The following is a 13,938-nucleotide window of genomic DNA, read 5'->3' as shown; positions in this document are numbered from 1 at the left end:
GCCATGACGCGTCAGTCCACCCGGAGTCGGTAGCCGCGCTTCACCACGGTCTGCACCACGCGGGGCGCGCGCAGGCCGGCCCGTAGACGGGCCACCGCCATCTCCACCGCGTGCTCGTCCGCGCCCCGGGGCAGCGTCCGCAGCAGCGCCGTGCGGGACAGCACCCGACCGGGCGACTGGGCCAGGGCGCGCAACACGGCCATCGGGGCGGGGGCGAGCGGTCGCAACTCGCCGTCGATCACCGCAGCGTGCCCGCGCAGCGTGAGAAGGTGCCCGCCGGCCTTGAACGTCACGGTCCTGCGGGGCAACTCGTCGACGATCGTCCGCACCAGCGCCCCCAGCCGGGCCCGGCCCGGCGCGCTCACCGGCACCCCGCGCCGGAGCAGCGGCTCGGCGGTCACCGCGCCGACGCAGCTGGCGAGCACGTCGCCGCGGAACGCGGTGAGCAGCGCGTCGGTGCGGTCGCCGGCTGCCCGCAGCAGCGCCTCGGCCGCCGGTGCCGAGGTGAAGGTCACCGCGTCCACCAGTCGGCCGGCGATCAGGTCGATCAGCCGGTGCAGCGGCGCCGGGTCGCTCGGTGGGGCCCAGCGATAGACGGGCACCTCGATCACTGTGGCACCGGCCGCCTCCAGCGCGAGGGTGCACTCGGGCTGTCGCTCACCGTGCAGCTGCATGGCGATCACCTGCCCGGCCACACCTCGCCGGCGCAGGTGGTCGACCACCTCGTCGCAGCTCTCCGAGGCCGGTGACCACTGGTCGTGCAGCCCGGCCGCACGGATCGCGCCGCGTGCCTTCGGGCCACGGGCAACCACGTACGAGCTGGCCAGCACCGAACGCAGCGGCTCGGCCAGCCCCCAACCCTCGGCCGCCTCCAGCCACCCGCGCATGCCGATGCCGGTGTTGGCCATCAGGATGTCCGGCGGCTGGTCGAGGCACGCGCGGGTCGCCTCGCGCAGCTCGGTGTCGTCGGACAGCGGCACGATCCGCAACGCCGGGGCGAGCACCACCCGGGCGCCCCGGCGTTCGAGCAGCGCGGCCAACTCGTCGCGCCGCCGGTCGGCGGTCACCCCGATGGTGAAGCCCGCCAGTTCTTCCCGCATCAAGCCTCCTGTCGCAGCCGCACCTCGACCAGCCCGTCGCGGCAACGCGCGTCGTGCCGTGCCACGGCCACCCCGGGCAGGTCGAGGCAGTGCCCGCTGCGCAGGTCGTACACCTGCTTGTGCAGCGGCGAGGCGACCGTCGGCACTCCGCCGCGGCTGCCGACGATGCCCCGGGACAACACGTACGCCCCGGAGACCGGATCGCGGTTGTCGATTGCGAACAACCCGTCCTCGGTGCGGAAGAGGGCGATCTGTGCCCCGTCGACCAGGGCGGCGACCCCTCGGTCCGGTTCCAGGCGGTCGAGGGTGCAGACAGCGGTCCAGCTCAGCGTGGTGGTCAGGTTCATCGCCGTACCTCCGGTAGGCCCAGGGTGACCGGTTGCCGACGGTGCTCGAATCCGCCCGGGGGGTGCTCGCGCACCGGCACCGGTTGGCCGCGTTCCCGGGCGAAGGTGATGGACGGGTCGGGCACGTCGGGCGCGTTGACGAAGGAGGTGTAGCGGCGGAGCCGGTCCGGGTCGTCGAGCACGTCGCGCCACTCGTCGGAGTACGACGACACGTGCTGGGCCATCGCCGCGTCCAGTTCGGCGCAGAGCCCGAGCGAGTCGTCCACGATCACCGCGCGCAGGTGGTCGAGGCCGCCGTCCATCGCCTCGATCCAGCCGGCCGTGCGTTGCAACCGGTCGGCCGTGCGGATGTAGTAGATGAGGAACCTGTCGATCAGCGAGATCAGCGTGTCCGTGGACAGGTCGGTGGCGAACAGGTCGGCGTGCCGGGGGCGGAAGCCGCCGTTGCCGCCGACGTAGAGGTTCCAGCCGGTCTCGGTGGCGATGATGCCGAAGTCCTTGCTGCGCGCCTCGGCGCATTCGCGGGCGCAGCCGGACACCGCTGACTTGATCTTGTGTGGAGCTCGTAGCCCTCGGTAGCGCAGCTCCAACGCGACGGCCAGCCCAACCGAGTCCTGTACGCCGTACCGGCACCAGGTCTCGCCCACGCAGGACTTCACCGTCCGCAGCGCCTTGCCGTACGCGTGACCGGACTCGAAGCCGGCGTCCACCAGCCGCCGCCAGATCTGCGGCAACTGCTCCACCCGCGCCCCGAACAGGTCGATGCGCTGCCCACCGGTGATCTTCGTGTAGAGCTGGAAGTCCCGGGCCACCTCACCGATCACGATCAGCTTCTCCGGGGTGATCTCACCGCCCGGGATCCGGGGCACCACCGAGTAGCTGCCGTCGCGTTGCAGATTGGCCAGGAAGTGGTCGTTGGTGTCCTGCAACGACGCCTGCTCACCGTCGAGCACGTGGCCGCTGCCCAGCGAGGCGAGGATCGACGCCACCACCGGCTTGCAGATGTCGCAGCCGCGCCCCCGGCCGTGCTCGGCGACCAGTCGGGAGAAGGTGCGGATCCCGCGTACGCGGACGATCTCGAACAGCTCCCGTCGGCTGACGTCGAAGTGCTCGCAGAGGGCGCTGGACTGCGCCACACCGGCCGCGTCCAGGAGCTGCTTCAGCATCGGCACGCAGGAACCGCAGCTGGTGCCGGCCCTGGTGCACGCCTTCAACGCCGGCACGTCCGCGCAGCCGTCGGCGATGGCGGCGTCCACGTCGCCCCGGGTCACCGCGTTGCAGGAGCAGACCTGGGCGGCGGCGGGCAGCGCACCCGCGTCCGCCCCACCGCCGTCCGGGGCGAGCAACGCCAGCGGCGCGGCCGGCAGCGGGCCGCCCACGCTGGCCCGCAACGTCGGGTACGCGCTGGCATCACCGACCAGCACCCCGCCGAGCAGCGTGTGCGCGTCGTCGGAGAGCACCAGCTTCGCGTAGACCCGGGTGGCCGGGTCGGTGAACGTGACGTCCAGACAGCCTGGGGTGGTGCCGTGGGCGTCGCCGAACGAGGCCACGTCGACGCCGAGCAGCTTGAGCTTGGTGGCGGTGTCCGCGCCGGGGAAGGTGGCCGCGCCACCGACCAGCCGGTCGGCCACCACCTCGGCCGTCGCGTACCCGGGTGCGACCAGGCCGTGGCAGGTGCCGTCGACCGCCGCGCACTCGCCGATCGCCCAGATCCGCTCGTCGGTGCTGCGGCAGGTCGCGTCGACCAGCACCCCGCCGCGCGGGCCCAGCGGCAGCTCGGCGTCCCGGGCGAGCTGGTCCCGGGGCCGGATACCGGCGGCCACCACCACCAGCTCCGCGTCGAGCACGCCACCGTCGGACAGCTCCAGTGCGGCGACCGCCCCGTCCGGGCCGGGTCGGATCGCGCTGGTCGCCACCCCGAGGTGGGTCCGTACGCCCAACTCGTCGACGTAGCGCCGCAGCATCGCGCCACCGGCCTGGTCCACCTGCACTGGCATCAGCCGGGGCGCGAACTCGACCACGTCGGTGCTCAGGCCGAGCAGCCGCAGCGCGTTCGCCGCCTCCAACCCGAGCAGCCCGCCACCGATCACCGCGCCGACCCGCCGGCCGGAGGCGTATGCCCGGATCGCCGCCAGGTCGTCCAGGGTCCGGTAGACGAACACCCCGGGCAGCTCCGCGCCGGGCACCGGTGGCACGAACGCGTACGAGCCGGTGGCCAGCACCAGCGCGTCGTAGTGGTACTCGCCGACGCCGGTGGTCACCACCTGCCGGGCCCGGTCGATGGAGGTGGCCGGCTCGCCCAGACGCAGCCGCACCCCGTCGTGCGGTGTGTACAGGTTGAGTTCGCTCTCACCCACCCCGTCGAAGTACGCCGAGAGCCGCACCCGGTCGTACGCCGGGCGCCGCTCCTCGGCCAGCACTGTCACCCGCCAGCGCCCCTCCGCGTCACGGGCGCGCAGCGCGTCGACGAAGCGCTGCCCGACCATGCCGTTGCCGATGACGACCAGATCGCCGCCGCTCATCGCGTCACCTCCACCGATTCCGCCTGGCTCAGCCAGTCGAGGATGCCGCCCACCGCGTCCCGGCACCCGCCGCATCCGGTGCCGGCGCGGGTCGCCGCCACCACCGCGTCGACAGTCCGGGCCCCGGAGCGCCAGCTCCGTACGAGTGCGCCCTTGCTCACCGTGTTGCACTGACAGACAGTGGCCGCGTCCGGCATCAGCGCCGGTGACGCGGCCGGAGTCGCGCCGACCGTGCCGAGTGCCCGGCCGAGCAGGAGCGCCCGCCGGTCGGCCGGCACGGGGTGACCACGGTCGAAGAGCTGGATCACCGTGCCGACGGCCGGGTTGTCGCCGAGCAGGATCGCGCCGATCAGCCGCTCGTCGCGGATCCGCAGCCGGGCGTACGTGCCCCGGGCCGGGTCGGTGAAGGTCAGCTCCTCACCCGGCCCGCCACTGACCGCGTCACCCATCGAGGCCAGGTCGATCCCGGCGGCCTTGAGCCGGGTCACCACCGGCTGGGGCCGGTACCGCGCGAGCGGGTCCGTCCCGGTCAGCACGTCGGCAAGCACCCGGGCCTGCGCCCAGGCGGGTGCGACCAGCCCGGTGAGCACACCGTCGTGCTCGGCGCAGTCGCCGATCGCCGAGATGGACCGGTCGTCGGTGCGGAGCCGGTCGTCCACCACCACGCCGCGCCGGACGTTCAGCCCGGCGGCCCGCGCGAGGGCGGTGTCCGGGCGTACGCCGCAGGAGAGCACCAGCAGGTCGGCGCGCAAGGTCCGGCCGTCGGCCAGGTCGAGGCGTACGCCGGTGGCGTCGGCGGCCACACCGGTCGCCGGCACCGCGAGCTGCACGGTGACGCCGAATCCGGCGAGGGTGCCGGCGAGCACCGCACCGGCCGTCGGGTCGAGCTGCCGTTCCATCAGGTGTTCCCTCGGGTGCACCACTGTGGTGGCGAGCCCTCGGCTGGCCAGCCCTCGTGCGGCCTCCAGGCCGAGCAGCCCGCCGCCGAGCACCAGCGCGGTGCGTGCGCCGTCAGCCGCGGCGAGGATCCGCCGGCAGTCGTCCAGGGTCCGGAACGGGACGACCCGCTCCGGCAGGTCCGCCGGGTCGAGGCCGGGCAGTGGCGGCACCACCGCGCGTGCGCCCGTGGCCAGCACCAGGTGGTCGTAGGAGATGCGTTCGCCGTCGTCGGTACGGACCTCCCGGGCGTACCGGTCGATCGCGGTCACCGGTACGCCGCTGCGCAGGTCGATGCCGTGCCCGGCGGCCTCGGTCAGCTCCACGTCCGGCTCGTCGATCCGGCCGGCCAGCAGGGTGGAGAGCAGGATCCGGTTGTACGCGCGGTGCGGCTCCGCCCCGAGCACTGTGACCTTCCGGTCCCCTTCGCGGGCGTGCAGCTCGCCTGCGAGGCGGGCGCCCGCCATCCCGTTGCCGACGATCACCACCCGGGCCGTCATGCCTTCTCCACCCGTACCGCGCAGATCTTGAACTCGGGCATCCCGGAGATCGGGTCCACCGCGTCGTTGGTGACCGAGTTGGCCCGTCCCGCACCCGGGTAGTGGAACGGCGCGAACACGGTGTCCGGTCGGATCCCGGCGCTGAGCCGCGCCGGGGCGCACAGCTCACCCCGGCGTGAGGTCACCCGCACCGGGTCGCCGTCGCCGATGCCCAGCCGGGCGGCCAGGTCGGGGTGCAGCTCGACGAACGCCTCCGGGGCGGCGCGCCGCAGCGCGGGCACCCGGCGGGTCTGGGTGCCGGACTGGTACTGCGCCAGCACCCGGCCGGTGGTGAAGTGCAACGGGTACGCGGAGCAGACCTCCTCGGCGGCCGGCCGGTGGTCGACGGGGTGGAACCGGGCCCGGCCGTCCGGGGTCGCGAACCGTTCGGCGAACAGCCGTGGTGTGTCCGGCCCGTCCTCGGTCGGGCAGGGCCACCAGACGCCGTCGTCGCCGTCGATCCGGACCCAGCTGATGCCGGCGTAGTCGGCGATCCCGCCGGCGGAGGCGCGGCGCAGCTCGGCGAAGACGGCGGCCGGGTCGGCCGGGAACCGGGCTGCCGCCTCGGTGGCCGCGGCCTCGTCGGGGGCCAGTCTCGCCGCGAGGGCGGAGATGATGTCCAGGTCGGTCCGGACGTCCGGTGGGGGTGGGCGCAGCGCCCGGCGACGCAGCACCCGACCCTCCAGGTTGGTCATGGTGCCGTCCTCCTCCGCCCACTGCGCGGTGGGCAGCACCACGTCGGCCAGCGCGGCCGTCTCGGAGAGCAGCAGGTCGGCGACGACCAGCAGGTCGAGATCGCGCAACCGGCCCTCGATCCGGGACGCCCGGGGTGCGGAGACCACCGGGTTGGAGCCGAACACCAGCAACGCGCGGGGGCCGTTCGGTGTGCCGAGCGAGTCGAGCAGCTGGTAGGCCGGCACACCCGGGCCGGGCAGCTCGTCGGCCGGCACCCCCCAGACACCGGCCACGTGCTCCCGGGCCGCCGGGTCGTCGATCCGCCGGTAGCCGGGGAGCTGGTCGGCTTTCTGCCCGTGCTCCCGCCCGCCCTGGCCGTTGCCCTGGCCGGTGAGGCAGCCGTACCCCGAACCGTCGCGGCCGGGCAGGCCGAGGGCGAGGGCGAGATTGACGTACGCGGTGACCGTGTCGACGCCCTTGGCGTGCTGCTCGGCGCCGCGCGCGGTCAGGATGATCACGCGACCGCCGGTGCCCAACGCGCGGGCGGTCTCCTCCAGGTCGGCCACCGGCACACCGGAGAGCTGCTCTGCCCGAGCCGGCCACCAGGCGGCGACGCTGCGGCGAACCGCCTCGAAGCCGGTGGTGCGTTCGGCCACGTAGGACCGGTCGACCCACCCCTCGGTGAGGGCGATGTGCAGCAACGCGTTGGCCACCGCGAGATCGGTGCCGGGCAGCGGTTGCAGGTGCAGGTCGGCCTGGCGGGCCGTGGCGGTGACCCGGGGGTCGACGACGATCAGCCGGCCGCCGCCCCGGCGCTGTTCGGTGAGCCAGCGCACCAGCGGTGGCATGGTCTCCGCCGGGTTCGCGCCGACCAGCAGCAGGGTGTCGGCCCGGCCCAGGTCGGCCAGCGGGAACGGCAGCCCACGGTCGATGCCGAAGGCGCGCATCCCAGCGGCAGCCGCCGAGGACATGCAGAACCGTCCGTTGTAGTCGATGTGCCGGGTGCGCAGCCCGATCCGGGCGAACTTTCCCAGCGCGTACGCCTTCTCGTTGGTCAGGCCGCCGCCACCGAAGACGGCGACCGCGTCCCGGCCGGCGTCCTGCTGGACCGCGCGGATGCCGGTGACGACCCGGTCGAGCGCGGCGTCCCAGCTCGCCGGGCGCAGCTCACCGGTGGCCGGGTCGCGCAGCAGGGGAGTGGTCAGCCGCTCCGGGTGGTCGAGCAGTTCGGCGGCGGTCCAACCCTTCTGGCAGAGCCCGCCCCGGTTGGTGGCGAACTGGCGGGGGTGGACCGAGACCCCGGTGTCGTCCTCGCGCAGCGTCATGCCGCACTGCAGCGCGCAGTACGGGCAGTGCGTCGCCACCTCCCGGGGCGCCAGCCCCGGTCGAGTTGCCGACCATGCACCGTCTGTCATGTCGGCAAAGCGTGCCGCCGGGCGGTTTCCGGTCCGGGTCTCTTCTGTTTCGGTCCTGTCAAGTGGGGCTCACACCGCACGCGGGCACGGCAGAGGACGGATGGTCGCCAGCGATCGCCCCGGACGGACGCTCGACCAGCGCGGCGGTAGCGGACCTCATCTCGCGGGGGCGGTCAGCGCAAGTCGACGCGGTGTGGTCGGCGGCTCAGGGACAGCCAGCCCAGGAAGCGGGCGTGAAGTGCTCGCGGGTCAGGACGAACGCCCACGGAGTACAGGTCGTCGAGCGCGTCCTGCATGTTCGCTGCCAGATAGAACGCTAGGGCGATCGAATGGCCGTAGAACTCGGTTGCGAGGTGTAGCTGAGCCGGCGAGCACGGCCAGGGAGCGGCGCAGTTACGGCAGAGCCACGCCGGGCGCATCGGATGGTGAGGGCGAGGGCGGCGGGTCATCCGACTTTCACCGGACCGCGCTTGACGGGCGTGCGGATGGTGGGGCGACGGGCGGGCGGGTCCGGCCAGATCAGGCCTGCGGGCATCACGAACAGGGACCGGCGCGCGACCGCGTCACCATTCCCGGCCAGCTCGTAACCGTCGATCCACAGCCACCCGTCGTACGTCGGCCAGTCGAGAACGCGAATCACGCGGACGAAGATCGGGCGCATGAACTGGACACTCGTGGCGCGGGTCAGGTGCAGGACGTCACCCGTGCGCGGCTTCCGCGGTTTGGACTCCGGCTCGGGGCTCCAATCGGGCGGTGTGTCCGGCACGGTGCGCTCCCCTGGTCGTCGCTGTGGGAAGGAGGCGCCCCGTGCGTGCTCGCCTGTGGAGATCTTGGACAGTTTCCGTTCTGGCGTAACTATTCAGTCCCATGACATCTGTCAGTGTTGAAGTCCCGATACATGTGTCACTTGGTAGGGATCTTGGGCGTGCTGGTACAGGGTGCCTGGCATGGCTTCTCGGCGGCATGTCATGAACTTGCTCGATGCCCAGTTGGCTGCTGGGGTGCGGGTCAACGCGGCCGAGTTCGCGCGTGAGCATGGTGTGTCGGTCCGTACGGTGTACCGGCATCAGGCGCGGATCCGGGACGTGGGCGAATGGCAGGAGCGGTCCCGGCGGCCGCGCAGCAGTCCGCGGGCGACGCCACCGGACCTGGATGCCTGGATCTGCAAGCTGCGCGTCGAACTTGGCCTGGACAACGGGGCTGACTTCATCCACGACGCCCTGATCGAGCTGCACAACGCCACTGCTCCGGCGTGGCTGGTGCCCTCGAGGTCGACGATCAACCGGGTCCTGGGCCGGCATGACCTGCTCGACCGGAACCCGGCGAAACGGCCGCGCAGCTCGTTTCGACGCTTCGTCTACGCCCGGCCCCGGGACTGCTACCAGATCGACGCCACGAACGTCCGGCTCGCCGACGGCAGCCTCGCCGCGGTCTTCGACGTCCTGGACGACTGCACCCGTACCCTCGTCGGCTGTCACACGACGACCGCGGAGACCGCCGAAGGCGCCGTCACCGCGGTCAGGCAGGCGTTCACCGAGTACGGGGCCCCGGCGATCGTGTTGTCCGACAACGGCACCGCGTTCACCAGCCGACTAACCCGGCCCGGATCGATCTCCACGTTCGTCCAGTGCCTCCTGTCCAGCCCCTACCATCCGCAGACCTGCGGCAAGGTCGAACGCCACCACCAAACCCTCAAGAAATGGCTGAGCACCCAACCCGCCCCCAACACCCGCGCCGAGCTGCAGAACCTGCTGGACGTCTACCGCCGCTACTACAACACCCAACGACGCCACAGCGCCCTGCCGCGACGCGCCACGCCCGCCCAGGCATGGACAGACGCGCCCAGCCTCGGCGGGCCGGCCAGCCTGCCCATGCAGACCGACGCCACCCTGCACCGCTGCTTCGTAGGCAACACCGGCGTCATCACCGTCGCCGGGCACCGCACCAGCGTCGGCACCACCCACGCCGGCGCCACCGTCACCGCCATCCGCGACCAAACCCGGATCACCGTCTACAACCGCGACGGCCAACCCCTCGGCCACTTCGACCTCAACCCCGACCGGACCTACATCAGCCTCACCCGAGCAGCCTGATCAACAACTCATGACACATCTATCGGGACTTCCCCTTGACACATGTCTCGGGACAGCACAGTTCTGGCGTAACGGAAACTGTCCAAGATCTCTGGCAGGCCGAGGGCGGCCCCGATACGAACGCGTCCGCCGGGTTCCGTGATCCCTGCCGGCCGCGCCGCCTGAACCCACCTTGCGGCCAGTGATGGGACAAAGACAGCCCGTAGCGATATGGTCGCGAGATTCCGCGCATCCGATGGGGGAGCCCTGAACGATGCGCTACGCGCCGCGCTAACCGAGACGGGGCACTCGATTGAGTCCCTGGCAGGGCTGGTCGGGGTCGATCGAAAGACGGTCGCGCGCTGGCTGAACCACGACCACATTCCGCACCCCCGACACCGGGAGGCGGCGGCGAGTGCGCTCCGACGGCCCATAGGAGACATCTGGCCGGACACTTCAAGACGCCGCGAGCCAATTTGGTTCCGACCATGGCAAGAGATCGAGCGCGAGGCGATCTCGCTGCGGTCGTTTCAGTCGACCGTCCTCCCCGGCCTGCTCCAGACCGAGGCATACGCTCGCGCCGTGCTGGCCGGAGCCGACGTCATCGCCCGCAGCGACGTCGAGCGGCACCTGGCCTCACGACTCGCCCGGCAAAGCATCCTGGCCCGTGAAGACCCGCCACACTTCACCGCCGTTGTTGACGAGGGCGTGTTGCGGCGGCCAGTCGGCGGGCGAGCCATCATGCGTGAGCAGGTGCAGGCCCTCATCACCGCCTGCGAGGCCCCGCAGGTCCGTGTGCACATCGTCCCCTCTACCGTCGGCGCGTACGCTGGCCTGAACGGTCCCTTCGTGATCGCCGTGGGGCCCGAGCATCGCATTGCCGGCTACCTCGACAATCAGCTTCAGGGGCAAGTCGTCACCGGTGCCGAGGACATTGCGGCGATGCTGGCCGCGTGGGAGAACGTGCGCGGCGAGGCGCTGTCCCACTGGCAATCCGTCGATCTACTTACGGAGATGGCGAAGACATGGAACTGACCGGCGCGCGGTGGCGTAAGAGCACCCGCAGCAGCGGCAATGGCGGCGACTGCGTCGAGGTTGCGGACAACCTGCCTGGCATCGTCGGCGTGCGGGACTCGAAGGACCCGGCAGGGCCGGCGTTGGTCTTCGGGTCAGCGGCCTGGCGGGCGTTCGTCGGCATGGCGAAGGCACACGACCCGGCCTGATCAGCATCACGCAGAGGCCCCCGGTTCGCCGGGGGCCTTCGTGTGTCCGGGATCAGTCCCCGCCAGGAAACGCAGGCGCGACCGGACTGACCACACCAACCGTTCCGGCTCCGTTGCGGCGGAATCCGCTGTGACTTTGCGTGCGGTGGGAGGTGCGAGCCGGATCCTTTGGAGCTGAATCGCTGACGACATCAGCGTCGTTCATTGGCTTATAATGTGGGAAAGTTGTCTCAATAATTGGGAGAGCGCGATGAGCGTGACGGACGTCTTCGACGCGGTGGCCGGCACCTACGACGAGGCGCGCAGGCGGCTCGTACCCTGCTTCGACGCCTTCTACGGCACGGCGGTCGAGGTTGCCGCGCCGCCGCTGCGGGCCGCGCTCGCCGCCGGTCGTACGCCGGAGGTGTTGGACCTGGGCGCCGGCACCGGCCTGCTCTCGCTGCTGCTGGCCGCCGCGGTGCCCGGTGTCCGGCTGACCCTGGTCGACGGGGCGCCGGCGATGCTCGCCCGCGCCACCGAGCAGTTGGACGCCCGGTCGGTGCCGCACCGGACGGTCCGGGCCGACCTGGCCGATCCGCTGCCCGCCGGCCGGTACGACGCGGTGGTCAGCGCGCTGGCGATCCACCACCTCGACGACGAGGGCAAGCGGACGCTGTACCGGAGGGCTGCCGGCGCACTCGCGCCCGGCGGGGTGTTCGTCAACGCGGAGCAGGTCGCCGGCCCGACTCCGGAGTTGGACCGTCGCTACGACGAGGTGTGGATGCAGCGGATCACCGAGCTGGGCGCGTCCGGTGAGGAGATCGCCGCATCCCGGGAGCGGATGCGGCACGACCGGCCGGCGACGGTCGCCGACCAGTGCCGGTGGCTCGCCGAAGCGGGCCTGATCGACGTCGACTGCTACTTCAAGGAGTGGCGCTTCGCGGTGTTCGGCGGCCGGGCCCGGTGAACATCGCCGGTATGTGCGTTTCGACGGCGGGGGGCGAGCCGGCGGTCGCGTGGATGACTGTCGGTCACACCGGTGGGTAGTCTCAGCGGCATGACTGCCAAGGTGACTCTGTCGTTTACCGACGAGACGATCGAGGAGGCCCGGCGGTTCGCCAAGCGCGAAGGGCTGTCGCTCTCCGCATGGATGGACCAGGCCGCCCGCGAGAAGGCGCTGCGCGAGGTGTTCACCGCGCACGCCGCAGCCGTGGGCCGCGCCGGTCTGGACCTGGAGTCCGCCGCTCTCGCCGACGCCCGCGAGGCGGGCATGGTCAACGATCTGCTCTCCGGCGGACGACCGCGTGCTGCGTAGGGGAGAGGTCTGGCGCATCGAGGGCGCCCGGGAACGCCTCGGCCTCGTGGTCAGCTCGGACGTCTACAACTCCACCGACGTACCCATCGTGATCGTGGTCGAGGTGGTGGAGGAGTCGCTGCTGCGCGACTCGCCGCTCGCCGTGTCGATGGGCCGGTACGTGGTGATGCCCGACCGCATCTCCTCGCCCATGAAGAAGTGGTTCACCGACTGCGTGGACGTCGCCGACACCGACACCATGATCCGGGTCGGCCGTGCGCTGCGCATCCTGCAACAGCTCTGAGCACCGACCTCACCACCGCCGCCGGCCCGTGGTGCGGTCCCCGTTTCCGGGCCGACCCGCGACGGGCACTGCCAGGTAACCGGGCGTTCCTAGCGTTCCTCCTCGTCACATCGACGAGGAGGAGCCGCCGTGAGCACGCTCACCAGCACCGCAGTCACCACCCGGCCGCCGGCTGCCACCGGGCGCGCGCGCCGGCTCGACGACTGGCGCCCCGAGGACCCCGACTTCTGGCGGGTGACGGGCGCGCCCATCGCCCGGCGCAACCTCTGGGTCTCGATCTTCGCCGAGCACGTCGGCTTCTCGGTGTGGAGCCTCTGGTCGGTCACCGTGCTCTTCCTCGGCCCCGCGTACGGCATCGACCCGGCCGGGAAGTTCCTGCTCACCGCCGTGCCGGCCGCACTGGGCGCGGTGCTGCGCCTGCCGTACACGCTGGCGGTGGCCCGCTTCGGCGGGCGGCGCTGGACGATCATCAGCGCGCTCCTGCTGCTGGTGCCCACGGTGCCGATGACGGTGCTGCTGGAACCCGGGGTGTCCTACTCCACGCTGATGGTGCTCGCCTGCCTGACCGGCGTCGGTGGCGGCAACTTCGCCTCCTCGATGGCGAACATCAACCTGTTCTACCCACAGCGGCTCAAGGGTCGGGCCCTCGGGCTCAACGCCGGCGGCGGCAACCTCGGCGTACCCGCGGTGCAACTGGTCGGGTTGGCGGTCCTCGCCACCGCCGGTGCCGCGTACCCCCGTCTGGTGCCGGCGGTCTACCTGCCGCTGATCGTGCTGGCCGCGCTGGCCGCGGCCCGCTGGTTGGACACCGTGCCCGGGGCGCGCAACGAGCCGGGCGCGCTGCGTGAGGCGGCCCGCGACCCGCACACCTGGGTCATGTCGGTGCTCTACGTCGGCACCTTCGGCTCGTTCATCGGGTTCGGTTTCGCCTTCGGTCAGGTGCTCCAGCTCCAGTTCGCCGAGCGGTTCCCCACCCCGGTCGACGCCGCGTGGCTGACCTTCCTCGGCCCGCTGGTCGGTTCGCTGATCCGCCCGCTGGGCGGGCACCTGGCCGACCGGTTGGGCGGTGCCCGGGTGACCTTCTGGAACTTCGTGGCGATGGCGGCCGGCGCGGGCACCGTGCTGTACGCCGCCCGGGAACGGTCGTTCGGGCTCTACCTGGCCGGGTTCCTCGCCCTGTTCGTGTTCTCCGGCATCGGCAACGGCTCCACCTACAAGATGATCCCGGCGATCTTCCGGGCCCGGGCGGCGGACGCCGTGACGTCGGGTCGCCGCGATCCGGAGGCCGCCGCGCGGTGGACGCGGCGGATGACCGGTGCGCTGATCGGCATCGCGGGTGCCGTCGGGGCGTCCGGCGGGGTGCTGGTCAACATCTCGTTCCGACAGTCGTTCCTGAGCTCCGGCAACGCCGACGCCGCCTACCTGGCCTTCATCGGCTGGTACGCGTTGTGTTTCGCGGTCACCTGGGTCGTCTACCTCCGGCCGAGGGCCGATCGGCTCGCCAACGTGTGAGCTGGGCCACGCCTGGCGTG

Annotated in this window: 13 protein-coding genes; 7 read left to right on the top strand and 6 right to left on the bottom strand. The window is 72.0% G+C overall.

Annotation, left to right across the window (positions count from 1 at the left end):
- Positions 1 to 11: 11 nt before the first annotated feature.
- The 6 genes from KBX46_RS30005 to KBX46_RS29980 form a co-directional block, all read right to left on the bottom strand.
- Entirely contained in the window at positions 12 to 1,100 is a 1,089-nt protein-coding gene (locus KBX46_RS30005; RefSeq protein ID WP_088950205.1) for a uroporphyrinogen-III synthase, read from the bottom strand.
- Entirely contained in the window at positions 1,100 to 1,447 is a 348-nt protein-coding gene (nirD, locus tag KBX46_RS30000) for a nitrite reductase small subunit NirD (protein WP_210795323.1), read from the bottom strand. Before nirD ends, KBX46_RS30005 begins: the two co-directional genes overlap by 1 nt.
- A complete protein-coding gene (nirB, locus tag KBX46_RS29995) occupies positions 1,444 to 3,969 on the bottom strand; it encodes a nitrite reductase large subunit NirB (RefSeq protein ID WP_210795321.1) in 2,526 nt (841 codons plus the stop codon). Before nirB ends, nirD begins: the two co-directional genes overlap by 4 nt.
- Positions 3,966 to 5,405: an FAD-dependent oxidoreductase gene (locus tag KBX46_RS29990; protein WP_210795319.1), complete on the bottom strand. Its 1,440-nt coding sequence runs from the start codon at positions 5,403 to 5,405 to the stop codon at positions 3,966 to 3,968. Before KBX46_RS29990 ends, nirB begins: the two co-directional genes overlap by 4 nt.
- Entirely contained in the window at positions 5,402 to 7,534 is a 2,133-nt protein-coding gene (locus tag KBX46_RS29985; protein ID WP_210795316.1) for a molybdopterin oxidoreductase family protein, read from the bottom strand. The genes KBX46_RS29990 and KBX46_RS29985 overlap by 4 nt, the downstream gene beginning before the upstream one ends.
- A 445-nt stretch (positions 7,535 to 7,979) precedes the next feature.
- Positions 7,980 to 8,195 carry a hypothetical protein gene (locus KBX46_RS29980; protein WP_141911152.1) on the bottom strand — a complete coding sequence of 72 codons (216 nt, stop codon included), beginning with the start codon at positions 8,193 to 8,195 and terminating at the stop codon, positions 7,980 to 7,982.
- A gap of 307 nt (positions 8,196 to 8,502) precedes the next feature.
- Here KBX46_RS29980 and KBX46_RS29975 point away from each other — a divergent pair, with 307 nt between their 5' ends.
- The 7 genes from KBX46_RS29975 to KBX46_RS29945 all read left to right on the top strand — a co-directional run bounded on the left by KBX46_RS29975 (position 8,503) and on the right by KBX46_RS29945 (position 13,918).
- A complete protein-coding gene (locus KBX46_RS29975; protein ID WP_210795314.1) occupies positions 8,503 to 9,627 on the top strand; it encodes a DDE-type integrase/transposase/recombinase in 1,125 nt (374 codons plus the stop codon).
- 246 nt (positions 9,628 to 9,873) lie between these two features.
- Positions 9,874 to 10,641: a helix-turn-helix transcriptional regulator gene (locus KBX46_RS29970; RefSeq protein ID WP_210795353.1), complete on the top strand. Its 768-nt coding sequence runs from the start codon at positions 9,874 to 9,876 to the stop codon at positions 10,639 to 10,641.
- Positions 10,632 to 10,829 carry a DUF397 domain-containing protein gene (locus tag KBX46_RS29965; protein ID WP_141911151.1) on the top strand — a complete coding sequence of 66 codons (198 nt, stop codon included), beginning with the start codon at positions 10,632 to 10,634 and terminating at the stop codon, positions 10,827 to 10,829. Before KBX46_RS29970 ends, KBX46_RS29965 begins: the two co-directional genes overlap by 10 nt.
- 250 nt (positions 10,830 to 11,079) lie before the next feature.
- On the top strand, positions 11,080 to 11,775 hold the full coding sequence (locus tag KBX46_RS29960) for a class I SAM-dependent methyltransferase (protein ID WP_210795313.1): 696 nt from the start codon (positions 11,080 to 11,082) through the stop codon (positions 11,773 to 11,775).
- Positions 11,776 to 11,865: 90 nt separating this feature from the next.
- Positions 11,866 to 12,123, top strand: coding sequence for a DUF6364 family protein (locus KBX46_RS29955; protein WP_141911149.1), 258 nt, complete (start codon positions 11,866 to 11,868; stop codon positions 12,121 to 12,123).
- A complete protein-coding gene (locus KBX46_RS29950; protein WP_088950198.1) occupies positions 12,113 to 12,406 on the top strand; it encodes a hypothetical protein in 294 nt (97 codons plus the stop codon). The genes KBX46_RS29955 and KBX46_RS29950 overlap by 11 nt, the downstream gene beginning before the upstream one ends.
- A 129-nt stretch (positions 12,407 to 12,535) precedes the next feature.
- Positions 12,536 to 13,918, top strand: coding sequence for a NarK/NasA family nitrate transporter (locus tag KBX46_RS29945; RefSeq protein ID WP_210795311.1), 1,383 nt, complete (start codon positions 12,536 to 12,538; stop codon positions 13,916 to 13,918).
- Positions 13,919 to 13,938: the final 20 nt, after the last annotated feature.

Source organism: Micromonospora sp. C81, from assembly GCF_018070425.1.
Taxonomy (GTDB): Bacteria; Actinomycetota; Actinomycetes; order Mycobacteriales; family Micromonosporaceae; genus Micromonospora; species Micromonospora zamorensis.
This window is presented reverse-complemented; position numbering and strand designations above follow the sequence as displayed.

Coding starts and splice junctions, on each gene's coding strand:
- KBX46_RS29990 (WP_210795319.1), bottom strand. CDS start 5,405: ATGACGGCCCGGGTGGTGATCGTCGGCAACGGGATGGCGGGCGCCCGC.
- KBX46_RS29955 (WP_141911149.1), top strand. CDS start 11,866: ATGACTGCCAAGGTGACTCTGTCGTTTACCGACGAGACGATCGAGGAG.
- KBX46_RS29980 (WP_141911152.1), bottom strand. CDS start 8,195: ATGCGCCCGATCTTCGTCCGCGTGATTCGCGTTCTCGACTGGCCGACG.
- KBX46_RS29985 (WP_210795316.1), bottom strand. CDS start 7,534: ATGACAGACGGTGCATGGTCGGCAACTCGACCGGGGCTGGCGCCCCGG.
- KBX46_RS29975 (WP_210795314.1), top strand. CDS start 8,503: ATGAACTTGCTCGATGCCCAGTTGGCTGCTGGGGTGCGGGTCAACGCG.
- nirD (WP_210795323.1), bottom strand. CDS start 1,447: ATGAACCTGACCACCACGCTGAGCTGGACCGCTGTCTGCACCCTCGAC.
- KBX46_RS29960 (WP_210795313.1), top strand. CDS start 11,080: ATGAGCGTGACGGACGTCTTCGACGCGGTGGCCGGCACCTACGACGAG.
- KBX46_RS29965 (WP_141911151.1), top strand. CDS start 10,632: ATGGAACTGACCGGCGCGCGGTGGCGTAAGAGCACCCGCAGCAGCGGC.
- nirB (WP_210795321.1), bottom strand. CDS start 3,969: ATGAGCGGCGGCGATCTGGTCGTCATCGGCAACGGCATGGTCGGGCAG.
- KBX46_RS30005 (WP_088950205.1), bottom strand. CDS start 1,100: ATGCGGGAAGAACTGGCGGGCTTCACCATCGGGGTGACCGCCGACCGG.